Consider the following 22101-nt stretch of genomic DNA (forward strand, 5'->3'; position numbering starts at 1 on the left):
CGGTGGAACGCGTGGACGCGGTGCTGGGCGGGGTCGGGGTGGTCTCGGCGACGCCGCTGACCGGCGGGCTGTACAACGCCGCCCGGCTGCTCGAACTCGCCGACGGACGGCGGCTGGTGCTCAAGTGCGCGCCGCCGCCCGGCACCCCCGGGCTGGCGCACGAGCACGGGCTGCTGGGCACCGAGCGGCTGTTCCACGCCCTGGCGGCGGACGCCGGGCTGACCGTCCCCGAGGTGCTGCACCACGACCCGGACGGGGACGCCGGGACCCGCGAGTGGCTGCTGCTGTCCTACGTGGAGGGCACCACCTGGGACAGCCTGCGCGACCGGATCCCCGCCGCCGGACGGGCCGGGCTGCGCCGCTCGCTGGGCGCCTGGGCCGCCCGGGTGGCCCGGGCCACCGGGGAGCGCTACGGCTACCCGCAGCCCGGGCCGGGCCTGTCCGCCGACAGCTGGCCGGCCGCGTTCGCCGCGATGCTCGGCGCGCTGCTGGCCGACGCCGAGCGCTACGGCGTCGCCCTGCCCGCCCCCGTCGAGGAGCTGCGCGCCCTGCCGGAGCGGTTCGCGGCCGCGCTGGCGGCGGTCGACCGCCCCGCGCTGGTGCACTTCGACGCCTGGGAGGGCAACCTGCTGCTCACCCCGGACGCGTCCGGCGGCTGGGAGCTGACCGGCGTGATCGACGGCGAGCGGGCCTTCTTCGGCGACCCGCTGGCCGAACTGGTCGGCCTGGACCCGCTCGGCGCCGCCGAACTGGACGAGGACCTCGTCGCCGGCTACCGCTCGGTCGACCCGGCCTTCGCCCTCGACGACGCCGCCCGGGCCCGGCTCGCGCTCTACCGGGTCTACCTGGCGCTGATCATGCGGGTCGAGGCCGTGCCCCGGGCGTACACCGGCGACTTCGCCGCCTGGGTGGAGAGCTGGTCGGCCGAGCGGGTCACCGGACAGCTGGCGGTGCTGGACGCGCTCGGCCCGCTCAGCCGGTGAGCCCGTACGCCTCGGCGATCAGGCCGTAGGACGCCAGCCGGTTCTCGTGCCCGTGGATGTGCGAGGTGACCATCAGCTCGTCCGCCCCGGTGCGCCGCCGCAGCGCCTCCAGGCCGTCGGCGACCTCCGCCGGGGTGCCGAGCACCACGTTCGCCAGCCAGGACTCCAGGAAGTCCTCCTCGGCGAGCGTGTAGGGGTGCGCGGCGGCCTCCTCGGGCGTCGGGATCGGCCCGGGCCGGCCCTGCCGCAGCCGCAGCATGCCGAGCCCCGCCGACCGGGCCAGCCACAGCGCCCGCTCCCGGCTCTCGGCGGCCACCGCGCTGACCCCGATCAGCGCGTACGGCTTCTCCAGCACCTCGGACGGGGTGAAGCCCTCCCGGTACAGGTCGAGCGCGGGGACGGTGTTGGCGGCGCTGAAGTGGTGCGCGAACGCGAACGGGTAGCCGAGCCGGGCGGACAGCTGGGCGCTGAAGCCGGACGAGCCGAGCAGCCACAGCGGCGGGCGGGAGGCCGAGCGCGGCACCGCCGCCAGCCGGGCGTACGGGTGGCCGGGCGGGAAGTCGCCGTCCAGGAAGTGCCGCAGTTCGGCGAGCTGGCGGGGGAAGTCCTCGGCGCCCTCGGCCAGGCCCCGGCGCAGCGCGGCGGCGGTGGCCTGGTCGGTGCCGGGGGCGCGGCCGAGGCCGAGGTCGATCCGGCCCGGGTGCAGGGCCTCCAGCAGGCCGAACTGCTCGGCGATCGCCAGCGGGGCGTGGTTGGGCAGCATCACGCCGCCGGAGCCGAGCCGCAGCGTGCTGGTGTGGGCGCCGAGGTGGGCGAGCAGGACGGCGGGGACCGAGGAGGCGACGCCGGGCATGCCGTGGTGCTCGGCCACCCAGAACCGGTGGTAGCCCCAGCCCTCGGCGGCCCGGGCCAGTTCGGTGGTGGCGGCCAGCGCCTCGCCGGGGGTGTGGCCGGTGCCGACGGTGGCGAGGTCCAGGATCGAGAGCGGGGCGGGGGCGCGGCCGGCGGCCCGGCCGCGGATCCGGTCCTCGGCCGGGCTCGGCGCGGCGGCGGCCCCCGCCCCGGCGGCGGTCTCGGCGACGGTCTCGGGGGCGGTCGGCTCCGGTGCGGTGCTCATGCGGTGCGTCCTCCTGGTGCCCCGGCCGGGCGCCCGGGCGTTCGTCGGAGCACAACCCGTCCGCCGTCCGGGCTGTTCCCGCTCCGGGCCGCGACACGCCGGTGTTTTCCTGACGGTCCGCCAGCGGGCAACGCTGCGTGGCGACTTCACGCCAGAGCGAGAAGTCGCCAGGTCGAACGGTCGATCCGGGCCCCCGGGTCGGGCACGCTGGTGATCAGCGCGGAACCCGCACCGGCTCCGCGCACCAGCGACAGATCGGCGGGCTCGACCAGCGTCGTTCGATCCCCACGAGCCCCCGGAGCGGCACCCCGCCCGGGGGCTCTCGCGCTGCCCGGGTCCGTGTGCGGTGGGCCACACGGGGGTGCTTCATGCCATGAAATTTGCCCGCGCTAGCGTTGTCCCCCGTTGCAGCTGCTCTCCCCCGGGCGCGCTGGAGGGAGAGACACCGTGGATCCGAACGCCGTCATCGGCCCCGCCTGGTACTGCGGGCTGGCGCTGGCCGCCGTGCTCGGCGACGCCTTCCTGCCCTTCCTGCCCAGCGGCTCGCTGGTGATCCTCGCGGTGCTGAAGACCGCGCACGTGGACGGTTCGCCGCTGCTGCTGGCCGCCGGGGTGGCCGTCGCCTCCTTCCTGGGCGACCTGCTGCTGCTCCACCTGGCCCGGCGCGGGGCGCCCGCCGTGCACCGGCGGCTGGCCCGCCGGCCCCGGCTGGCGGCGAGCGTCGAGCGGGTGCAGCGGGCGCTCACCGGCCGGACCACCAGCCGGGCGGCGGCGGTGATCGTGATCGTGGCGCGCTTCGTCCCGGCCGGGCGGACCGTGCTGGACCTCGCGGTCGGCCACTCCGGGCACCACCGGCCGTGGACCTTCCTGCGCTGGTCGGCGGTGGCGGCCGTGGTGTGGGCGGCGTACATCGTCAGCCTGGGCTGGCTGAACCTGCACTGGTTCGACACCGCCTGGCTGAGCTTCGTGATCTCCTGCGCGGCGGCCACCGCGGTCAGCTCCGCCGTGGTGCAGCTGGTCCGCCGGCGGCGCCGGCTGGCCGTGCTGGTCGAGGCCGAGTAGCCGGACGGCGGGCCGGCGGCGGGACCGCGACCTCGGCGTTCTCTGTCTCAGGACGGCAACAGGACGGCCCGGGCGGGAGCCGGACGAACCTCTGCCGCGTGATGACCGGGTGAGGACGGGCGGCATTGGACCCGCCCTCCCGGGCGTGCCATCCTTGGTTGGCATTACCGTCAAATTGTCCGATTTTGCCAGAAGTTGACCTCCGGAGCCGCCCGTCGGCGTCCGGACCTTCTTTTGGCCCGGTTCGGGCCCTTTCGTGGCAGGGGAGACCATGAGCACCATCTCGCGCAGGACCGTGCTGACCGCCGGTGCGGCCACGGCGGCCCTCGGCGCCGTCACCGCCTGTTCCAGCGGGGGCGGTGCCGCCCGGCGCCCCGGCTCCGACGCCGGTCCCTCGACCGGCGGCACCGGCACCGGCACCCCCGGCGGCCCGTCCCCCGTCAAGGGCACCCCGCTCGGCGACGGCTCCACCGCCGACACCGGCGCCCAGCCGAACCAGCCCGCCGTCCAGAAGCTCAAGCCCGGCGAGGCCCCGCCGCAGTTCGTGGTCTTCTCCTGGGACGGCGCCGGCGCCACCGACGACGGCCAGTTCAGCCGCTTCCTGAAGGTCGCCCAGGACCACAAGGCGGCCATGACCTTCTTCCTGTCCGGCATCTACACCCTGCCGAAGGAGAAGTCCTCGCTCTACCACCCACCGCAGCACCCGGTCGGCGCCTCGGACATCCCGTTCCTGTCCGGGAACGCCGTCCGCAACACCATCAAGCTGATCAGCCAGGCCTGGCGGGACGGCCACGAGATCGGCACCCACTTCAACGGGCACTTCTGCTCCACCCGCTCCGACCACAACGGCGTCAACAAGTGGAGCCCCGAGGACTGGGAGAGCGAGATCCAGCAGGCGGTGTCCTTCGTCACCGGGTGGCGCGGCAACACCGGCTTCACCGACGTCGACCCGCTGCCCTTCGACTACCGGAAGGAGCTGATCGGCGGCCGCACCCCCTGCCTGGAGGGGCAGAAGGCGCTGCTGCCGACCGCGGCGAAGCTCGGCTGGAAGTACGACGCCAGCTCCCCCGGCGGCCTGCAGATCTGGCCGCAGAAGGTCCAGGACGGCAAGATCTGGGACTTCCCGCTGCAGGGCATACCGTTCCCCGGCCACAACTTCCAGGTCCTGTCGATGGACTACAACATCCTCGCCAACCAGTCCGGCGGCTCCACCAAGGGCGACCCCGGCAAGTACGACCAGTGGCGGGCCCAGGCCCGCGACGCGTACCTGGCGGGCTTCAACCGCGCCTACACCACCAACCGGGCGCCGTTCTTCGTCGGCAACCACTTCGAGCAGTGGAACGGCGGCATCTACATGGACGCCGTCGAGGAGACCATCAAGCAGATCGCCGACAAGCCGGACGTCCGCCTGGTCTCCTTCAAGCAGCTGGTGGACTGGCTGGAGGCCCAGGACCAGTCCACCCTGCGCAAGCTCCGCACCCTCAACGTCGGCCAGGCCCCGGCGGGCGGCTGGCAGACCTTCCTGGGGGCGTGAACCCCCCCTGGCGGGGGCCGTCACAGCACGGCCGCCGCCAGGCCCTCCGACCAGATGACCGAGTAGTGGTTGGTCCCCGGCACCGGCTCCGCCGGGAGGGCGAGTCCCGCCGCCGCCAGCCGGTCCGGGTCGTAGAGGCCCCGGGGCTCGTCGAGCAGGCCGCGTTCCGCGTAGAGGAACCGGGTGGGGACGGTCAGGCGGTGGACCGCGTCGGCGGCCTCCCGGTCGAGGAGCACCTGGCCGCCGTCGGTGGTGACCGCCTCGTGGACGCAGGAGGAGACCAGGGCGGGTGCCTCGCCGGTCAGGTCGCGCTGGGTGTAGGCGTCGAGTTCGGCGGTCCACGGGGTGAGCGCGGGGTGGGCCTGCCAGAACGCGCGGTAGGCCGCGCGGCTGGCGAAGGTCATCGAGAGCCGGGCCAGCGCGGGGCCGAGGACCGCCGCGAGGGCGTCCTGCTCGGCGACGCCGGGCGGCAGCGGGAAGGTGACGGCGCCGTCGACCAGGGTGAGGGCGGCGACCAGCCCGGGGTGCCGGGTCGCGGTGAGCGCCGAGACCCACGCGCCCATCGAGTGGCCGACCAGCCGGACCGGGCCGGCGTCCAGCGCGGTGATCAGTGCGGCGACGTCCTCGGCGTGCCGGGCCAGGCCCCACGGGCCGGGCAGGTCCCGGCTGGCGGCGCGCCCGCGCAGGTCGGGGGCGTACAGCTCGACCCGGCCGGCCAGCAGCCGGGCCAGACCGGCCCAGGCCATCGCGTTGGCGGTGATGCCGTGCACGGCGACCAGCACGGGCGCGTCGGGGACGGTCGCGGGCCAGCGCAGGACGGCGAGGTCGCCGCCGTCGACGGGGACGGTCAGGGCCTCGGGCTGCGGACGGGTCATGCGGCGCCTTCCGGGAGGGTGGGGGCGGGGGCGGGTGCGGCCCCGGCCGGGCGGGTGGCGCGCAGCCGGGCGGGGAGCCGGGCCAGGCCGCCGGGCAGCAGGTAGACCACGGCGACGAAGAGGCTACCGAGCAGGAACAGCGGCTGGGAGAGCGGGACGCGCAGCGCGGGGGGCAGGTCGGCGACGGCGGCGGAGTTGGCGAGGTCGCCCAGGCGGTGCGCGGCCCAGGTGTACAGGACGCCGCCGAGCAGGGGCCCCCAGCGGGTGCCGGAGCCGCCCAGGACGACCATGACCAGCAGGGCCAGGGTCGCGTCGGAGCTCGCGGTCTGGGGGGTGGCGCCGCCGGTGAGCAGCAGGTGGACGACGCCGCCGACGCCGGCGAGGGTGCCGGAGAGGGTGAAGGCGAGGAGCTTGAAGCCGTAGGGGCGCAGGCCCAGCACCTCGACGCGGCGTTCGTTCTCGCGGATGCCGGCCCAGACCCGGCCGGCGGGGGAGGCGGTGGCCCAGCGGACGGCGGCGAGGGTGAGGACGAGGTAGGCCAGCGCGATCCAGTAGAGGTTGGCGGTGTTGTGGATGCCGACCAGGGCGTCGGGCAGCCGGTCGGCGGGGGCGGCGCGGCCCTCCTCGCCGCCGGTGTGGCCGCCGGGGTCGCGCTGCACGAGGATGGCGCCGGCCTGGGCGAAGGCGAGGGTGACCATGGAGAAGCCGATGCCGGTGACGCGCAGGGAGACCGAGCCGAGCAGCAGGGCCAGGGCGGCGGTGCAGGCGGTGCCGAACAGGGCGGCGGGCAGGAGGGGCAGGTCGAGGTCGAGCATGGCCAGGTCGGTGGCGTACAGGCCGGTGGCGAAGTAGAGGGCGTGGCCGAAGGAGAGCAGCCCGGTGCGGCCCAGCAGCAGGTCGTAGCCGGTGGCGAGGGCGCCGTAGAGCAGGCACAGGGCGAGCAGCTGCAGGCTGCCGGGGCTGCCGAGCGGGCCGTCGAGCAGGCCGGGCAGCGGCAGGGCGCTGTACGGCGCGGCGGCCAGGACGAGCAGCAGGGCCGGCGGCCACCAGCGCCGGAGGTGGGTGGTCACGCGAGTCTCCCGGTGAGTCCTCGGGGCTTGACGAGCAGCAGGACGGCGAGCAGGACGACGACGGACAGGTCGCCCAGGCCGGCGGCGGTGTAGTAGTTCGCGAACTGCTGGACCAGGCCGACGCCGACGGAGGCCAGGGCGGCGCCGGTGACCGAACCGGTGCCGCCCATCACGACGACGACGAAGGCGAAGACCAGCAGCCCGGTGCCCTGGGAGGGGTTGACCGACCCGAAGTACAGGCCCGCCAGCGCGCCGCCGAGGGAGGCGGCCGCGCCGCCGATCGCGAAGACCAGGGTGAAGGCCCTGCGCACGTCGATCCCGAGGGCGGTGACCATCGCCCGGTCCTCGACGCCGGCCCGCACGATCAGCCCGTAGCGGGTGCGGGCGAGGAACAGGCGCAGCAGGACCAGGACGGCCAGGGCGGCGGCCGTCAGCACGAAGCGGTTGACGGGCACGGTGGCGCCGAGCACGCGCACGGTGCCGGCGAGGGCGGCGGGTTGCGGGAAGGGGCGGGCGTCGGAGCCCCAGACGCCCATCAGCAGGGCGGGCAGGGCCAGTCCGACGCCGACGGTGGCCAGGATCTGGTCGCGGGGGCGGGCGTACAGCGGCCGGATCAGGGCGAGTTCGAGGAGCACGGAGACGGCGGTGCCCACGGCGGTGCCGAAGGCCACGGCGAGCCAGAAGGGCAGGTGGCCGCCGGTGGCGGCCCACCAGGAGGCGTACGCGCCGATGGACAGCAGCGCGCCGTGGGCGAAGTTGAGGACGTCCATCAGGCCGAAGATCAGTGACAGGCCGGAGGCGACGAGGAAGTACAGCGCGCCGAGCCCCAGTCCGGTGCAGGCGAGCAGGACGATGGTGTTCAACGGGAGCCCTCCCCGGGGGCGGCGTGGGTGGGCCGGTGGCCGCCGACGCCCAGCAGGCGGCGGGCGGCGTCGGCGTCGGCGAGCAGGTCGCGGACCGGGCCCTGGTGGGCGGTGCGGCCGTCGGCCAGGACCGCGCACGGGCCGGCGACGCGGCGCACCAGGGCGAGGTTCTGTTCGACCAGCAGGACCGGGACGGTGCGGGCGGCGCGGGCCAGGACGTCGGCGACCTCGGTGACGATCCTGGGGGCGAGGCCCTTGGTGGGCTCGTCCGCGATGATCAGGCGGTTGCCGTTGAGCAGGGTCCGGGCGATGGCGACCATCTGCTGCTGTCCGCCGGACAGGGTGCCGGCGGGCTGCCCGCGGCGCTGCGCGAGTTCGGGGAACAGCTCGAACACCAGGTCGTAGGCCGGGGTGCCGTCGCGTTCGGCCAGGCGCAGGTTCTCCGCCACGCTCAGGCCCGCGAAGATCCCGCGGTCCTCCGGGGCGTAGCCGATGCCGCGCCGCACCACCCGGTGGGTGGGCAGCCGGGTGATGTCCGCACCGTTGAAGACGACCTCCCCGGTGCGCGGGACCAGGCCCATGACGGCCTTGACGGTGGTGGTCTTGCCCGCGCCGTTGCGGCCCAGCAGCGCGGTCACGCCGGTGGCGGCGACGTCCAGGTCCACCCCGTGCAGGATGTGCAGGCCGTCGACGACCACCCGCAGGCCGCGCACCCTCAACAACGGGCCGCTCACAGCGCCTCCCCCAGGTAGGCCCCCTGCACGGTGGCGTCGGCCATCACCGCGTCGGGGGCGTCGAGCGCCAGCAGCGTGCCGTGGTGCATCACCGCGAGCCGGTCGGCCAGTCCGAGCAGGACGTCCATGTGGTGCTCGACCATCAGCACGGTGCGGCCCTGCTCGCGGTGGACCGAGCGGATCAGTTCCACCAGCGCCGGCACCTCCTCCGCGCTGACGCCCGCCATCGGCTCGTCCAGCAGGATCAGCCGCGGCTCGCCCACCAGCAGCACCGCCAGCTCCACCTTCCGCTTGCCGCCGTGCGACAGCGACCCGGCGAGGTCGTCGGCGCGGCCGGCCAGCCCGGTGCGCTCCAGCACCTCCTCGACCCGCTGCCGGTAGCGGCCGGCCCGGCGCCAGATCCGGTACGAGGCCCCGGGTCCCGCCGCGGCCTGCGCCGCCAGCCGCAGGTGCTCGGCCACCGTCAGGCCCGGCCACAGCGAGGACGTCTGGAAGGTGCGGCCCAGGCCGCGCCGCGCCCGGGCCGGCACCGACAGCGCGGTGACGTCCGCGCCGTCCAGGTGCAGCGAGCCGTGCGAGGCCCGGTGGATCCCGGAGACCAGGTTGAACAGGGAGGTCTTGCCCGCCCCGTTCGGGCCGATGAAGGCCACGAACTCGCCCTCCGCGACCTCGAAGCTCACGTCCCGGACGATCGGGACACCACGCACGGACCAGCCGAGACCGTCCAGCCGCAGGACCGGGGCGGGGGTGCCCACCGGGCTCAGCCCGCCGTCTCGGCGACCGGCGGGGCGACCTGGGCGGGGTCCAGGGTCCTCTCCGCGGTGGGCCTGGCGGCGGCGCCGGTGCCGGTGAGCCTGACCTGGAACATCGGCTGCAGCAGCGCGTGGTCCTCGGCCCGGACGGTCAGCCTGCCCTTCACCCCGTCGAAGCTCCAGCCCTCCAGCGACCTCACCAGCGCGTCGGTGTCCGCGACGGAGCCCCGGGTGGACTCCAGCGCGTGCACCACCATCTGCGCGGCGGTGAACCCGTCCGGGGTGAACAGGTCCGGCGTGGAGCCGGCCTTCGTGACGGCGTCGGTCATCGCCTTCTCGACCTCGGTGCCGGCCGCGCCCGCGAAGTAGTGGTTCAGGAAGTCGATCCGCTCGGCGGCCGGGCCGAACAGCGGGTACGAGGCGGCGACGTCCAGGCCGGTGACGACCTTCGTCGCGGAGAACACGTCCTGCTGGGTCAGCGACGTCCACAGCGCCGAGGCCGTGTCGCCCGCCCACGCCACGTACAGCAGGTCGGGCCCGGCGGCCTTCGCCTGCGACGCGAACGGCGTCAGGTCGGTCGCCGACGGCGGTGCCAGCACCGCCTCCACGGTGGCGCCCTCACCGCCCAGCACCGCCTTCACCGCCGCCACGTTCGCCTGCCCGAACGCGTTGTCCTGCGCCAGCACCGTGACCTTCTTGCCCTTGGCGTCGCCGATGAACGACGCCGCCGCCCTGGTGTCCTGGTACGACTGGCGGCCCGAGCGGAAGGTGTACTTGTTCAGGCCCGTCACCTTGTCGGCGGCGGCCGGGCCGGAGATGAACAGCACCTTGTTCTGCGCGGCGATCGGGGCGACCTGCAGCGCCACCCCCGACGCGGTCGAACCCGCCAGCACCCTGACGTCCTTGCCGATCAGGTCCTTCGCCGCGGAGACCGCCTTCGCCGGGTCCCCCGCGTCGTCCTGCTCGACCACCTCCACCGGGTGGCCGTCCACCGCGCCCGTGCCCTTCGTCGCGTACGCCAGACCGGCCCGGAAACCCTCCAGGTACTGCTTGCCGTACGCGGCCAGCGGGCCCGTCCTCGAGTACACCAGCCCGACCTTCACCGGGCTCCCGCCGCCCGCGTCGGCGGAACCGCCGGCCGTACCGGCCTTCGCGCACCCCGCCGCGAACAGCGCGCAGGCCGCCAGCGCGGCGAGCTTCCGGGCGGGGCGTCTGCGGGGAACGTCCGTGACTGACATGGTGGCGGGCTCCTGACGTGCCGGTGCTGGTGGGATGCCGGAACCGTAGGGGCGCCGTCCCGGGGACGACATGTGCCGGGTCCACGCATCGGCTGTCCGCGCTGTGTGGCCCGCCGCCATGTCGCGGCGCCGCCCGGCGCGGAGTGTGCGGCGGGCACATGGGGCGGGCCGGACCCGTGGCGGCGCCCGCCATGGAAAGGCCCGCGGCCCGCGGGGAGGGTGGTGCGGCAGTCAGCACCCCCTCCCCTGGTAAAGGTGGCCCCCCTTGGACAAGGTCCTGGACTCCCCGGCGCGCGCGGTCGGGGACATCCCCGACGGCGCGCTGCTGGCGGTCGGCGGTTTCGGCCTGTGCGGCATCCCGTCCACCCTGATCGGTGCCCTGGCCGCCGCCGGGACCACCGGCCTGCGGGTGGTCTCCAACAACTGCGGCGTGGACGACTGGGGCCTGGGCCTGCTGCTGCGGGCCGGCCGGATCGCCCGGATGACCTCCTCCTACGTCGGCGAGAACAAGGAGTTCGCCCGCCGGTACCTGGCCGGCGAACTGGAGGTCGAACTCGTCCCGCAGGGCACCCTGGCCGAGCGGCTGCGGGCCGGCGGCGCGGGCATCCCCGCCTTCTACACCCCCGCCGGTGTCGGCACCCAGGTCGAGGAGGGCGGCCTGCCCTGGCGCTACGCCGCGGACGGCTCGGTCGCGCTGGCCTCCCCGCCCAAGGAGGTCCGCACCTTCGACGGCCGCCGCCACCTGCTGGAGGAGGCCATCCGCGCCGACTACGCCCTGGTGCGCGCCGCCGTCGCCGACCGGCACGGCAACTGCGTCTTCCACGCCGCCGCCCGCAACTTCAACCCGCTGTGCGCCACCGCCGGCCGGATCACCCTCGTCGAGGCCGACCGGATCGTCGAGCCGGGCGAGATCCCCCCGGACGCCGTCCACCTGCCCGGCATCCACGTCGACCGGGTGGTGGCCGCCGACCCGGACGACCGCCGCGTCGAACGCCGCACCCTCACCGCCCCCGCCGCGCCCGCGGCCCCCACCGCCCTCGCCACCCTCGCCGCCCCGGAGGAGTCCCGATGACCGCCGCCGCCCCGGACCCGCGCGAGGCGCTCGCCGCCCGGGCCGCCCGCGAACTGCGCGACGGCCAGTACGTCAACCTCGGCATCGGCCTGCCCACCCTGATCCCCGGCCACCTGCCGCCCGGCGTCCACGTCGTCCTGCACTCCGAGAACGGCATCCTGGGCACCGGCCCCTACCCCGCCGAGGCCGACGTCGACCCCGACCTGGTCAACGCCGGCAAGGAGACCGTCACCGTCCGCCCCGGCGCCGCCTACTTCGACTCCGCCGCCTCCTTCGCCATGGTCCGCTCGGGCCGCATCGACGTCTCCGTCCTGGGCGCCATGCAGGTCTCCGCCACCGGCGACCTCGCCAACTGGACGATCCCCGGCAGGACGGTCAAGGGCATGGGCGGGGCGATGGACCTCGTCCACGGCGCCCGCCGCCTGATCGTCGTCATGGAGCACACCGCCAAGGACGGCACCCCCAAGATCGTCGACGAGCTCACCCTCCCCGCCACCGGCCGCGCCGTCGTCCACCGGATCGTCACCGACCTCGCCACCCTCGACGTCACCCCCGACGGCCTGCGCCTGGTCGAGCTCGCCGGGGGCACCACCCTCGACCGGCTCCGGGCCGCCACCCCGCCGCCGGTCCTGACGGACTGACCCGGACTGACCCGGACTGACCCGGACTGACCCGGACTGACCCGGACTGACCCGGGCTGACGGTCCGCCGGAGACCGGAGAGGGCCCGGGCGCGGTGCGCTCCGGGCCCCCTCCGACGGGTGGTCAGCCCTTCAGGTTCGGGATCCGCCAGTCGACCGGCTTCTCGCCGAAGCCCTCCAGGGCCTCGTTGATCTGCGAGAACGGCTTGCTGCCGAGGAACAGCTTGGCCGACAGCGGCGAGGGGTGCGCGCCCTGGACGACCACGTGCCGCCCGGTGTCGATCAGCGGGAGCTTCTTCTTCGCGTAGCCGCCCCACAGCACGAACACGCAGGGCTCCTCGCGGGCGCTGACCGCCTTGATCACCGCGTCGGTGAACTTCTCCCAGCCCTTGTTCTTGTGCGAGTTGGCCTCGTGCGCCCGCACCGTGAGCACCGCGTTGAGCAGCAGCACGCCCTGCTCGGCCCACGGCATCAGGTACCCGTTGTCGGGCGGCAGGAAGCCGGTGCCGGTCGCGGGGTCGGTGAACAGGCCCAGGTCGGTGTTGAGCTCCTTGTAGATGTTGCGCAGCGACGGCGGGGTCTTCACGCCGGGCAGCACGGAGAAGCTCATGCCGTGCGCCTGGCCGTTGTCGTGGTAAGGGTCCTGACCGAGGATCAGCACCTTGACGTCCCCGTACGGCGTCGCCTCCAGCGCCGAGAACTCCTGCCCGGCGGGCGGGAAGACCTCGTGCTCGGCGCGCTCGGCGGCCAGGAACTCGGTCAGCTGCGCGTAGTAGGGCTTGCCGGTCTCCTCGGCGAGCACCGCCCGCCAGGACTCGGGCAGTTCCGGCGCGCCGCCCGCGGTCGCCTCGGCCAGCTCCGTCACGTCAGTACCTCCCACCGGCCGCGCCGAACGGCGGCCGCTCTCACTCGTACGTACCGTTCCGCGGGCCCGCTGCGGACCCACCGCGGTGAACGCTACACAGTCGCGCCGACAGCCCGCCGCCCGCGTTCGGCCCGGGTGGCGCGCTCCCCCTCCGCCGTCGGCGTCCGGCGGCGGGGCCGGGGCGTCCACGGGCGCGGACTCCCCTGTGGCCGTCCGGGCCGGGCGACTAGGCTGATCGGCGTTGGGGCAGCCTGTGGCGCCCGACCGGCCAGTGGTGTCCGGTCGGAGCGATCACGAAGATCGTTCGACCTGTGCAAGACCAAGGAGACACCCACAGTGGCAGACCGCAAGCCCATCGAGACCTGGCTGACCGACATGGACGGAGTCCTCATCCACGAGGGCGTGCCGATTCCCGGGGCCGATGCCTTCATCCAGCGGCTGCGTGAGTCCGGGAAGCCCTTCCTGGTGCTCACCAACAACTCGATCTACACCCAGCGCGACCTGCACGCCCGCCTCGCCCGGATGGGCCTGGACGTGCCCGCCGAGCACATCTGGACGTCCGCGCTGGCCACCGCGAAGTTCCTGGACGACCAGCGTCCGGGCGGCACCGCGTACGTGATCGGCGAGGCCGGTCTGACCACCGCGATGCACGACGTGGGCTACGTGCTGACCGACACCGCCCCGGACTTCGTCGTGCTGGGCGAGACCCGGACGTACTCGTTCGAGGCGATGACCAAGGCCGTCCGCCTGATCAACGACGGCGCCCGGTTCATCGCGACCAACCCGGACGAGACCGGCCCGTCCGCCGAGGGCGCGCTGCCCGCGACCGGCGCGGTGGCCGCGCTGATCACCAAGGCGACCGGCGTGGAGCCGTACTTCGTCGGCAAGCCGAACCCGCTGATGATGCGGGCCGGCCTGAACGCGATCGGCGCGCACTCCGAGCACAGCGCGATGATCGGCGACCGGATGGACACCGACATCGTCTCCGGCATGGAGGCGGGCATGTCGACCTTCCTGGTCCTCACCGGCCTGACCCAGGCCTCCGAGGTCGAGCGCTTCCCGTACCGGCCGACCCAGGTGGTCAACTCGATCGCCGACCTGATCGAGCTGATCTGACGCCCCTCTCCGCAGGGCCCCGGGGCCCCGGCGCGCACCGCGCCGGGGCCTTCGTCACGCCGGTCCGCCGGTCCGCCTTGGCGCCGTCACGCCGTCACGCCGTCACGCCAGCTCGTCGGCGTCCGCGCCGGGCAGCCAGTCGCGGCCGGGTCGGTACTCCAGCCAGCGGCGGTCGCGGCCCCGCTCGGCGAAGGCGCGCAGCAGGGCGGGGACGGCGGGGTGCGGGCGTTCGCGGTGCCAGACCAGCGACCACGCGTACAGCGGGACGGGGTCGACGAGCGGGCGGACGGCCAGGCCGGGCGGGACGGCGAGCGGGAGTTCGGCGGGTAGCAGGGTGCAGCCGTCGGGCAGCGCGCGGACCCGGTCGAGCAGGTGGGCCAGGCCCAGGTTGGCCTCGCCGGGCAGCAGCGGGACGCCGAAGCGCTCGCCGAACCGGGCCAGGAAGTCCAGCCGGGCCGGGTCCGCGGGCAGCACCAGCCGGAGCGCGGCCAGGTCGGCGGGGCGCACCCGGTCGGCGCCGGTCAGCGGGTGGTCGGCCGGCAGCACCACGTCGACGGGCTCCAGCCGGACCAGACGGTGCGCCAACTCCCGTCCCGATCCCGGCTGGTGGCGGCCGAACCCGGCGGCGCTCTCGCCCCGGGACAGCCCGGCGGCGACCGCGTCCAGGTCCCGGGCGGCGCCGACCTCGACGGCCGACCCGCTTGCTCCGGACAGGACTTCGCGCACCGTGCGGAGCGGCTCGAACAGGTGGCCCCAGACGTCCAGCCGGGCGGGTGCGGCCTGCTGGCGGGCGGCGGCGACGGCGGCCCGCCCGGCGGCCAGCGCAGCCCGGGCGGGGGCGAGCAGCCGCTGTCCGGCGTCGGTGAGGCGGACCTCGGCCGGGCCCCGGTCGAGCAGCCGGACGCCCAACTCCCGTTCCAGGGCGGCGATCCGCTTCGAGGCGGCCTGCTGGCTGATCGCCAACTGCTCGGCGGCGCGCCCGAAGTGGCGCTGCTCGGCCACCGCGACGAAGGCGCGCAACTGCCGGAGGTCCGGGTCGTCCATCGGGCCATCATCGTCGACAACCACCGGTTGTCGTGGGGCCGTTCCGGTTGTTGGACCCTCCGGGGGCCCGGGCCGTTGACTTGCCTCGTCGGCGGACGGACCGGGACCGAGCAGTCGGGGCCCCAACCCCTCCGCCCGGTCGGCGAGTTGATGGGCGAGGAGAGGAAGTACCCCGATGAAGGCCCTTGTTCCGGCGCACGGCACGGTCGAGTTCGCCGAGGTCGCGGAGCCCGCACCGGGCCCGGCCGAGGTGCTGGTGAAGGTGGACGCGTTCTCGGTGAACCGGGGCGAGACCTTCCTGCTGGAGGATCCGCCGCCGGGCTGGCGGCCGGGCAAGGACGTCGCCGGGCTGGTCGTGCAGGCCGCCGCGGACGGCAGCGGTCCGGCCGTCGGGCAGCGGGTGGTGGCCCATCCGCCGGGCGCCGGCTGGGCGGAGTACGCGGCGGTGCGCACGGACGCGCTGGCGGTGCTGCCGGAGCGGCTGGACGCGCCGACGGCCGCCGCGCTGCCACTGGCGGGCCTCACCGCGCTGCGGCTGCTGCGCGCGGCGGGGCCGGTCGCGGGGCGGCGGCTGCTGCTGACCGGCGCCTCCGGCGGGGTCGGCCACTACCTGACCGAACTGGCCGCGGCCGCCGGGGCGCAGCTGACCGCCGTCACCGCGAACGCGGAACGCGGCTCGCGGCTCCTGGAGTTGGGCGCCACCGAGGTGGTGCACTCGGTGGCCGGGGCGGTCGGCCCGTACGACCTGGTGCTGGAGTCGACCGGCGGCCCCGAGCTGCCCCGGGCCCTGGCGCTGCTCGCCCCGCGCGGCCGGCTGCTGTGGTTCGGTCAGGCCTCCCGCGAGCCGGTCCGGCTGGACTTCTTCGCGCTGCTGAACGGCCCGGTCTCGGCGACCGTCCAGCACTTCAGCTACGCGGACGTCGACCACCCGGACGGCCCCGACCTGCGCACCCTGGTCCGGCTGACCGCCGAGGACCGGCTGCACCCCGAGATCGGCCTGCGCGACGGCTGGCGGCACACCGCCGAGGCGGTCGCCGCCCTGCGCGGCCGGCGCGTCCGCGGCAACGCCGTCCTGACCCTCGGCTGACCTTCGGCCCGACCCGCTCCCCCTGCCTCCGCCCCCGTTTCCGAACCTCCGAGGAGATCCGCCATGAGCACCGACCCGCGCACCGACCCGCGCACCGTCGTCGTCGACTACGTGAACGCGGTGGCCCGCGGCGACGCGGACGCCGTCCGGGACGCCTTCACCGAGGACGCCGTCTGGACCTACCCGGGCGACCTGCCGCTGAGCGGCGAGTGGCGCGGCCGGAAGGCCGTCGTCGAGGGGTTCCTCGGCGCGATCGGCGGCCTGATCGCCCCCGGCACCGCCGTCGAGGTCGCCCTGGTCGGCGAGCCGGTCGTCGAGGGCGACCGGGTGGTCGCCGAGTGGACCTCGCGCTGCACCACCGTGCACGGCCGGCTCTACGAGAACCGCAACCTGGGGATCTTCACCGTCCGCGACGGCCTGATCGCCGCCGTCCGCGAGTACACCGACACCCAGCGCGCGGCCACCACCCTGTTCGCGAACGGCGGGTGACCGCCCGGCCCCGGACCGTCAACCGCGGTCCGGGGCACCTCAACACCGCCTTAAGCCGCTCGTAACTACCCTGACGTACCGTCAACTCACCTGCCCCGGCTGGCTAGCGTCCCGAGACACACCCTCTCTCCGCACGACGCAAGGGAGCCCGATGGCCTCCGCCCACCGCCCCGCCACCCGCCGCACCCTCCCGCTCGCCGCCCTCTCCCTCACTGCCCGCCGCGCCGCCGTCCCGCTGCTGGCGGCCGCCGTCCTGCTCGGCGCCCCGGCCGCCGGGACCGCCGGGGCGCACGGCTCGACGCAGAACCCGCCCGGCCACGTCCGGGGCTGCCACCTGGAGGGGCCCGAGCACCCGACGTCGGCGCCGTGCACGGCGGCGATCGCGGCGGGCGGCACCCAGGACGCGGACGACCGGACGGACGCGCGGACCGGCGACGCCCCCGCTTCCCCTTCCCCCTCCCCCTCCTCTCTCGCTCCCTCCCCCTCCCCGCAGCAGCTGGCCCAGACCGGTGGCGGCGACGCGACCGCCAACGGCGTTCTGCTGTCGCTGGGTTCGGTGCTGCTGCTGACCGGCGCGGCGTTCGTCGTCCTGTGTCGCCGCCGTCCCCGGCACGGACGCTGACCCCACCGCGTCTCCGCCTCCGCCCCGGCCTCCCGGGTGGCCTCCACGGCTCCGGGAGGCCGGGATGATTGAGTTGAGGGCATGAGCAGCACGCCCTCCGCCCCGTTCCGCGTCGGCCTGATCGGCTACGGCCTGGCAGGCTCCGCCTTCCACGCCCCGTTGATCGCGACCACCCCCGGCCTGCAGCTGGACGCGGTGGTCACCGCCAACCCCGACCGCCGCGCCCAACTGCACCGCGACCACCCGGGCGCCCGCGCCCTCGACACCCCCGAGCAGCTGTTCGAGGACGCCGACCGGTTCGACCTGGTGGTGATCGCCTCCCCCAACCGCACCCACGTCCCGCTCGCCCGCACCGCCCTGCTCGCCGGCCTGGCCACCGTGGTCGACAAGCCGCTCGCCGCGACCAGCGCCGAGGCCCGCGACCTGTGCGAGTTCGCCGAGAAGTCCGGCCTGTTGCTGTCGGTGTTCCAGAACCGGCGCTGGGACGGTGACTTCCTGACCGCCCGACGCCTGATCGAGGAGGGCCGACTCGGCCGGGTGCACCGCTTCGAGTCCCGCTTCGAGCGCTTCCGCCCCAAGCCCAAGCCGGGCTGGCGCGAACTCGCCGACCCCGCCGAGGTCGGCGGCACCCTGTACGACCTCGGCAGCCACCTGGTCGACCAGGCGCTCACCCTGTTCGGCCCGGTCGAGGCGGTGTACGCGGAGATCGACGTGCGCCGGGACGGCGCGGTGGTCGACGACGACGCCTTCCTCGCCCTCACCCACACCGGCGGCGTCCGCTCCCAGCTGTGGACCAGCGCCGTCGCCGCACTCGCCGGCCCCCGCCTGCGGGTGCTCGGCGACAGCGCCGGGTACGTCAAGTTCGGCATGGACCCGCAGGAGGCGGCCCTGCGCGCCGGCCACCGCCCCGGCGGCCCCGACGACCACTGGGGCGACGACGACCCCGCCGCGTACGGCCTGGTCGGCACCGACGGCGACGCCGACCCCGTCCCCACCGACCCCGGCGCCTACCCCGCCTACTACGCGGGCATCGCCGCCTCCCTCGCCGACCACACCCCGCCGCCCGTCGACCCGCGCGACGCGGTCGCCACCCTCGCCGTCCTGGAGGCCGCCCGGGCCTCCGCCGCGACGGCCTCCGTGGTCCGCCTCCCCTGAGCCGCCGGCCCGCCGGCGGGTGGGGCGGCCCTCGGCCTCCCGGCCCGCCGGCGGCGCGGCGCCAGTGATGCGACATCAGTGGCACGACATCGGTGACACAGCACCCATGCCTCGACATCCATGTCGCGTCATCGGTGTCACGTCATCCATAGCGCAGCATGCATGTCGCAGCATGGGTGCTGTGTCATCGATGTCGCGACATGCATGCCGAGTCATGGATGACGCGACACCGGTGTCGCAGCACCGATGACGTGACACCAACCCCGCCCTGCCCCCATCGCCCCGCGCAGCCGATGACCCGACATCGATGCTGCGACACCATGACCCGGCCGGAACTCCGGGGCAACACCCGACCGTTGACACGGCATCGATGACGCGACACCCATCACGCGACATCGATGCCACGACACCGAAACCCGCCCCGCCCGAGGAGGACGCCCGTGCTCGCTACGCCGCTGCTCCTCGTGCTGCTCCGGGTCCTCACCGGCGACCTGCTCCTCGACCCCGGCGGTGCCGGCCCCGGCACCGGCGCCCTGACCGCCGCCGCGCTGCTGCTGCTCGCGGCCACCGTCGCCGTCAGCCTCGCCTCGGCCCGCGTTCCGGGTGCCCGCACTCCGGCGGCCGTCCACGCGGCCGCGCTCCGGCGGCGTGCCTACCGGACCGCGTACCTCCCGCCACGGGATCCGGACGCCCCGGGCCGGCCCCGCCCCCGGGCACCGGGCCGCTGCCCGGCGGCCGTCTGAGGGGCACCCACTCCTTCTCTCCTCCCGCGCTGCTGCCGCCGCTCCGAACCCCGTGTCCGGCCAGGACGCGGGGCGGCGTGCAGCCACGCACCGTCCGAGTCCCACCGCGCCCACGACCGACCAGACACCCACTGCGGCGTCCGCCGCCGGTGCCGGGCCGGTGCCGGGCCGGTGGCGGCTCGGCGTCGCCCCCTCCTCCGTCCGCCCTCCGTGCACCGTCGCCTGCCCGTCCGTCGACTTCCGGAGAGCCCCAGCATGTCCGTCCTGAGCGTCCTCGACCCTGCCGTCCGTCTCGCGCACGCCGCCGTCGCGGCTCTCGCGGGCGTCGTTCCCACCGCGGTCGCGATCGTCCTGTTCACCCTGGCGGTCCGGGCCGCCCTGCATCCGCTGGCCCGATCGGCGGCGCGGGCCGAGCGGGCCCGGGCCCGGCTCGCGCCGGAGGTCGCGCGGTTGCGCGAGCGGCACGGCAAGGATCCCGAGCGGCTGAACCGGGAGGTGCTCGCGCTGCACCGCGCCGAGGGGGTCGGCCCGTTCACGGGGCTGCTCCCGGCGCTGTTGCAGGCGCCGTTCTTCTCGGTGATGTACCGCCTGTTCACCGGCGATCCGGGCCACCTGCTCGACGCGACGCTCGCGGGCGTCCCGCTCGGCACCCACCCCACCGCCGCGCACGCTCCGGCGCAGTTCGCGGTGTTCGCCGTCCTGGAGGCGGCGCTGCTCGCCCTCGCCTGGTGGGGTGCCCGCCGCGCCCCGGCGCCGACGGCCGGCGGGGCCCCCGCCGGTCTCCTGCGCTGGCTGTCCTTCGGCACCCCGCTGTTCGCCCTGCTGCTGCCCCTCGCGGGCGGCCTCTACCTGCTGGCCTCCACCGCCTGGGCGGCGGCCGAGCGCTGGTACCTGCACCGCCCGACCGCCCTCGGGGAACCCGTCCGGCCCGGGGAGCCCAAGCACCCCAAGAAGCCCAAGCACCCCGAGCAGCCCGCCGGTCCTCAGGCGACGGGCCAGCCCGCCAGGTAGGCGTCGATCTCGCCGGTCAGTCGGCGCTTGCCCGCCGCGTCCAGGAAGGAGGCTTCGACGGCGTTGCGGGCGAGCGCGGCGATGCCGGACTCGTCCAGGCCGAGCAGCTTCGCGGCGACCGCGTACTCGGTGTTCAGGTCGGTGCCGAACATCGGCGGGTCGTCACTGTTGACGGTGACCAGCAGTCCGGCGTCGACCATCTGCCGGATCGGGTGCTCCTCGATCCGTTCGACCACCCGGGTCGCCAGGTTGGAGGTCGGGCAGACCTCCAGCGGGATCCGGTGCTCGCCGAGGTGGTCGACCAGGGCGGGGTCCTTGACGGACTGGGTGCCGTGCCCGATCCGTTCGGCGCCGAGTTCGCGGATCGCGTCCCACACGGTCTCGGGGCCGGTCGACTCGCCCGCGTGCGGGACGCTGTGCAGGCCGGCCGCCCGGGCCCGGTCGAAGTACGGCTTGAACTGCGGGCGCGGCACGCCGATCTCGGGGCCGCCGAGGCCGAACGAGACCAGGCCGTCGGGGGCCAGGTCGAGGGCGAGGCGGGCGGTCTCCTCGGCGGAGACGAGTCCGGCCTCGCCGGGGATGTCGAAGCACCAGCGCAGCACGATGCCGAGGTCCTTCTCGGCGGACAGCCGGGCGTCCTCGATCGCCTCCATGAAGGCGACGTCGGGGATGCCGCGGCTGACCGACGAGTACGGGGTGACGGTCAGTTCGGCGTACCGGATGTTCTGCCGGGCCATGTCCTGGGCGACGCCGTACGTCAGGGCGCGGACGTCCTCGGCGTCCCGGATCAGGTCGACGACGCTCAGGTAGACCTCGATGAAGTGCGCGAAGTCGGTGAAGGTGAAGTACTCGGCGAGCGCCTGCGGGTCGACCGGGACCTTGCTGCGGCCGGCGTGCCGGGCGGCCAGTTCGGCCACCACCCGCGGCGAGGCCGACCCCACGTGGTGCACGTGCAGCTCCGCCTTGGGCATGCCGGCGATGAACGCCTCGATGCCCCGGACTCCCCCGGTTGCCCGGACTCCTTCGGCCACGGTCCGCTCCCGTCTACTCTCACCCGGTTCCGGACGGCTCCCGCCGCCGGACAGACCTCGCATGCTAACCCGCGCGCGTCCGCCGGGCCGTCAGCACCCGACGGTCACCACTTGGCGGCGATCTGCTTGACCGCCTGCTGCGCCAGGCGGCGGAACTCGAAGTCGTCGGTCGACGGGTCGCTGTCCACGTTGGCCATCACCACGACCGAGCCCTTGCGGGCGTAGACCGCGCCGTAGGGGCGGTCCCCGGTGCGGCCGCCGTCGGTGGTTGCGTAGTCGCCCAGGCCCTCCTCCGCGTACACCTCGTCGGCGCCGGCGACCTGCGGGGCGACGACCTCGTGCGCGGTGGTGTACCTGGTCTCGCCGTCCGCGCTGGTGGAGTTCTCGCAGCGCCTGGTGTCGGCGGCGATGTTCGCGAGGTACGTGTGGGCGGCCTCCTTGGTGGTGAACTGGACCACCCAGGTGTTGGCCAGCGTGGCGTCGCCGTTGCTGTGGTCGGCGACCACGAAGCGGTTGGCGGCGGCCACCTGGTTGGGGTCGTCGCCGTCGGTGACGTTGACGCAGGAGGCGTTCATCGCCCAGTGCGAGGTGTCGGTGCTGTCCTCGCCGTCGGCCTTGAAGCCCTTGCCCCAGTCCGCGGCGCTCAGCACCAGCTTGTCGACCTTCGCCCGGGCGGCCGCGTCGGAGCCCGCCGCGCCGGTGTTGGTCCGGGTGCTGGGCTTGGGCGACTCCTTCGGCTTGGACTTGGCCTTGCCGGTCGGGCTCGCCGCGGCGCTCGCCGCGCCCGTGGCCAGGTCCGTGGCCGGAGCCGTGGCCGCGGCCGACGACGGGGCGCCCGCCCCGGCGTCCGCGGTCTCGTCGTCGTTGCAGGCCGTCAGCACCAGCGCGACCGCGCCGAGCGCCGCCACCCGCAGCCCGAAGTTCCGTGCGCGCACCGTCATGATCCGTCAACTCCCCCGTGGAAAGCGGCGCCCGACCCCCCTGGTCGCGCCGGACGG

General features: G+C 75.1%; 23 protein-coding genes. 12 read left to right on the forward strand and 11 right to left on the reverse strand.

The genetic code is table 11. The features are described 5' to 3' along the window. Positions 1 to 2 precede the first annotated feature (2 nt). Complete coding sequence (locus ACZ3J7_RS19335) at positions 3 to 983, forward strand: phosphotransferase family protein (RefSeq protein WP_465622424.1); 981 nt, start codon at positions 3 to 5, stop codon at positions 981 to 983. Here the strand turns inward: ACZ3J7_RS19335 and ACZ3J7_RS19340 are convergent. Then, positions 973 to 2100 (reverse strand): LLM class flavin-dependent oxidoreductase, encoded by a 1128-nt coding sequence (locus tag ACZ3J7_RS19340; RefSeq protein ID WP_465622428.1) that lies wholly within the window; start codon positions 2098 to 2100, stop codon positions 973 to 975. The genes ACZ3J7_RS19335 and ACZ3J7_RS19340 overlap by 11 nt on opposite strands. A gap of 447 nt (positions 2101 to 2547) precedes the next feature. On the opposite strand from ACZ3J7_RS19340, the gene ACZ3J7_RS19345 reads away from it, so the two are divergent. Beyond that, positions 2548 to 3162 carry a hypothetical protein gene (locus ACZ3J7_RS19345; protein ID WP_465622432.1) on the forward strand — a complete coding sequence of 205 codons (615 nt, stop codon included), beginning with the start codon at positions 2548 to 2550 and terminating at the stop codon, positions 3160 to 3162. A 271-nt stretch (positions 3163 to 3433) separates the two neighbouring features. Beyond that, positions 3434 to 4696: a polysaccharide deacetylase family protein gene (locus ACZ3J7_RS19350; protein ID WP_465622436.1), complete on the forward strand. Its 1263-nt coding sequence runs from the start codon at positions 3434 to 3436 to the stop codon at positions 4694 to 4696. Between the two features lie 20 nt (positions 4697 to 4716). On the opposite strand, the gene ACZ3J7_RS19355 is transcribed toward ACZ3J7_RS19350, so the two are convergent. From ACZ3J7_RS19355 to ACZ3J7_RS19380, 6 genes are read right to left on the reverse strand one after another with little or no spacing between them, the layout of a single operon-like run. Then, positions 4717 to 5571 (reverse strand): alpha/beta hydrolase, encoded by an 855-nt coding sequence (locus ACZ3J7_RS19355; RefSeq protein ID WP_465622439.1) that lies wholly within the window; start codon positions 5569 to 5571, stop codon positions 4717 to 4719. Next, the gene (locus ACZ3J7_RS19360) at positions 5568 to 6641 is read right to left on the reverse strand and encodes a branched-chain amino acid ABC transporter permease (protein ID WP_465622443.1); all 1074 of its coding nucleotides are present in this window, start codon (positions 6639 to 6641) and stop codon (positions 5568 to 5570) included. Before ACZ3J7_RS19360 ends, ACZ3J7_RS19355 begins: the two co-directional genes overlap by 4 nt. Then, positions 6638 to 7504: a branched-chain amino acid ABC transporter permease gene (locus ACZ3J7_RS19365; protein ID WP_465622445.1), complete on the reverse strand. Its 867-nt coding sequence runs from the start codon at positions 7502 to 7504 to the stop codon at positions 6638 to 6640. Before ACZ3J7_RS19365 ends, ACZ3J7_RS19360 begins: the two co-directional genes overlap by 4 nt. Then, on the reverse strand, positions 7501 to 8238 hold the full coding sequence (locus ACZ3J7_RS19370) for an ABC transporter ATP-binding protein (protein ID WP_465622448.1): 738 nt from the start codon (positions 8236 to 8238) through the stop codon (positions 7501 to 7503). Before ACZ3J7_RS19370 ends, ACZ3J7_RS19365 begins: the two co-directional genes overlap by 4 nt. Further along, positions 8235 to 8993, reverse strand: a complete 759-nt coding sequence (locus tag ACZ3J7_RS19375; protein WP_465622452.1) for an ABC transporter ATP-binding protein — start codon at positions 8991 to 8993, stop codon at positions 8235 to 8237. The genes ACZ3J7_RS19370 and ACZ3J7_RS19375 overlap by 4 nt, the downstream gene beginning before the upstream one ends. A 5-nt stretch (positions 8994 to 8998) precedes the next feature. Beyond that, a complete protein-coding gene (locus ACZ3J7_RS19380) occupies positions 8999 to 10228 on the reverse strand; it encodes a substrate-binding domain-containing protein (RefSeq protein WP_465622456.1) in 1230 nt (409 codons plus the stop codon). 265 nt (positions 10229 to 10493) lie between these two features. Between ACZ3J7_RS19380 and ACZ3J7_RS19385 the strand changes: the two genes are divergently transcribed. Next, complete coding sequence (locus ACZ3J7_RS19385; protein ID WP_465622460.1) at positions 10494 to 11300, forward strand: CoA transferase subunit A; 807 nt, start codon at positions 10494 to 10496, stop codon at positions 11298 to 11300. Beyond that, positions 11297 to 11941 (forward strand): 3-oxoacid CoA-transferase subunit B, encoded by a 645-nt coding sequence (locus ACZ3J7_RS19390; RefSeq protein ID WP_465622464.1) that lies wholly within the window; start codon positions 11297 to 11299, stop codon positions 11939 to 11941. The genes ACZ3J7_RS19385 and ACZ3J7_RS19390 overlap by 4 nt, the downstream gene beginning before the upstream one ends. Positions 11942 to 12064: 123 nt before the next feature. Here the strand turns inward: ACZ3J7_RS19390 and ACZ3J7_RS19395 are convergent, their stop codons facing one another. Next, on the reverse strand, positions 12065 to 12805 hold the full coding sequence (locus tag ACZ3J7_RS19395; protein WP_465622468.1) for a uracil-DNA glycosylase: 741 nt from the start codon (positions 12803 to 12805) through the stop codon (positions 12065 to 12067). Between the two features lie 336 nt (positions 12806 to 13141). Between ACZ3J7_RS19395 and ACZ3J7_RS19400 the strand changes: the two genes are divergently transcribed. Continuing rightward, the gene (locus tag ACZ3J7_RS19400; RefSeq protein WP_465622470.1) at positions 13142 to 13921 is read left to right on the forward strand and encodes an HAD-IIA family hydrolase; all 780 of its coding nucleotides are present in this window, start codon (positions 13142 to 13144) and stop codon (positions 13919 to 13921) included. Positions 13922 to 14023: 102 nt separating this feature from the next. On the opposite strand, the gene ACZ3J7_RS19405 is transcribed toward ACZ3J7_RS19400, so the two are convergent. After that, positions 14024 to 14965, reverse strand: coding sequence for a LysR family transcriptional regulator (locus tag ACZ3J7_RS19405; protein ID WP_465622473.1), 942 nt, complete (start codon positions 14963 to 14965; stop codon positions 14024 to 14026). Between the two features lie 175 nt (positions 14966 to 15140). Here ACZ3J7_RS19405 and ACZ3J7_RS19410 point away from each other — a divergent pair, with 175 nt between their 5' ends. The 6 genes from ACZ3J7_RS19410 to yidC all read left to right on the forward strand — a co-directional run bounded on the left by ACZ3J7_RS19410 (position 15141) and on the right by yidC (position 20072). Beyond that, on the forward strand, positions 15141 to 16052 hold the full coding sequence (locus tag ACZ3J7_RS19410; protein ID WP_465622478.1) for a zinc-binding dehydrogenase: 912 nt from the start codon (positions 15141 to 15143) through the stop codon (positions 16050 to 16052). Positions 16053 to 16115: 63 nt separating this feature from the next. After that, positions 16116 to 16541 carry a nuclear transport factor 2 family protein gene (locus ACZ3J7_RS19415; RefSeq protein WP_465622483.1) on the forward strand — a complete coding sequence of 142 codons (426 nt, stop codon included), beginning with the start codon at positions 16116 to 16118 and terminating at the stop codon, positions 16539 to 16541. A gap of 151 nt (positions 16542 to 16692) precedes the next feature. Beyond that, the gene (locus ACZ3J7_RS19420) at positions 16693 to 17163 is read left to right on the forward strand and encodes a hypothetical protein (RefSeq protein WP_465622486.1); all 471 of its coding nucleotides are present in this window, start codon (positions 16693 to 16695) and stop codon (positions 17161 to 17163) included. Positions 17164 to 17244: 81 nt separating this feature from the next. Beyond that, positions 17245 to 18318, forward strand: a complete 1074-nt coding sequence (locus tag ACZ3J7_RS19425) for a Gfo/Idh/MocA family protein (protein WP_465622490.1) — start codon at positions 17245 to 17247, stop codon at positions 18316 to 18318. Positions 18319 to 18758: 440 nt separating this feature from the next. Next, positions 18759 to 19061, forward strand: coding sequence for a DUF6412 domain-containing protein (locus ACZ3J7_RS19430; RefSeq protein WP_465622494.1), 303 nt, complete (start codon positions 18759 to 18761; stop codon positions 19059 to 19061). Between the two features lie 255 nt (positions 19062 to 19316). Continuing rightward, on the forward strand, positions 19317 to 20072 hold the full coding sequence (gene yidC, locus ACZ3J7_RS19435) for a membrane protein insertase YidC (RefSeq protein WP_465622497.1): 756 nt from the start codon (positions 19317 to 19319) through the stop codon (positions 20070 to 20072). Here yidC and ACZ3J7_RS19440 read toward each other — a convergent pair. Together ACZ3J7_RS19440 and ACZ3J7_RS19445 are read right to left on the reverse strand one after the other, a co-directional pair. After that, positions 20045 to 21043 carry an adenosine deaminase gene (locus ACZ3J7_RS19440; protein ID WP_465622794.1) on the reverse strand — a complete coding sequence of 333 codons (999 nt, stop codon included), beginning with the start codon at positions 21041 to 21043 and terminating at the stop codon, positions 20045 to 20047. The two genes, yidC and ACZ3J7_RS19440, sit on opposite strands and share 28 nt — an antisense overlap. Positions 21044 to 21207: 164 nt before the next feature. Continuing rightward, a complete protein-coding gene (locus tag ACZ3J7_RS19445) occupies positions 21208 to 22044 on the reverse strand; it encodes a sensor domain-containing protein (RefSeq protein ID WP_465622503.1) in 837 nt (278 codons plus the stop codon). Positions 22045 to 22101: the final 57 nt, after the last annotated feature.

It is taken from the genome of Kitasatospora sp. NPDC015121, from assembly GCF_055562955.1.